The sequence below is a fragment of the Oleiphilus sp. HI0067 genome (assembly GCF_001635735.1).
Window position 1 is genome coordinate 1 of the sequence record NZ_LWFI01000154.1, and the last position, 829, is coordinate 829.

The 829-nt window shown below is 46.0% G+C and carries 1 pseudogene; it reads left to right on the forward strand.

The features are described 5' to 3' along the window. Positions 1 to 829: pseudogene (locus tag A3739_RS29165) on the forward strand (flagellar capping protein); the annotation flags it as partial.

An 829-nucleotide genomic window follows, 5' to 3' on the forward strand; every position in this document is an offset into this window, starting at 1 on the left:
AAATTAGAGTCGAGCCCAGAGTCTGTTGCGGCGGTATTTTCTAAGCAGGGCCGTACGACCGATGGGCAAATTGAGTTTTTGAGAGCAGGGTCTGATACAAAGCCAGGTAGCTACGATATAAATGTGACGCAACTCTCAACGAAGGGTGCGTTTACAGGTGCAAGTGCATTGGCCGCCAGTACGGTGATCGATGGCGATAATGATACGTTTACGTTGAGTATCGATGGTAATAGTTCAGCGACAATTACCTTAACAGCAGGTACTTATAATCAAGCAGACTTGGTTGCAGAAATTCAATCTCAGATCAATGCGGATCAAAGCTTATCCAATGCTGGCGTAAGCCTTGTTGTCGCGCTAGATGGTTCTAATCAGCTTACGTTTACCTCTGATAGCTATGGTAGCAATTCCCAAGTTCAATTCCTTGGTGTTGATGCAACGACCTTAACTACGCTTGGCATAGATGCTGTTGCTGGTACGGCTGGATTAGATGTCGAAGGCACAATCAATGGTGTTGCTGCGACCGGTACCGGACAGGTTCTGTCGGGCGCATCAGGCACTGATGTGGCGGGGCTCTTGGTAGAAATCCAAGGTGGTGCGACAGGTAGCCGAGGATCTGTTAGCTATATCGAAGGTGTAGGTGAAAAGTTAGTTGACCTTATTAACAACTTTTTGTCCGTAGATGGTACGATAACCGCCAAGAATGAACGTTTAAATTCTGAGCTTGATAGCATTGCGTTATCGCGTGCAAAGCTTGAGGAGCGTCTTACAAATTTAGAAAGTAATCTTGTACGACAATTTACCGCTGCCGATATACTTATCGCGCAGTTAA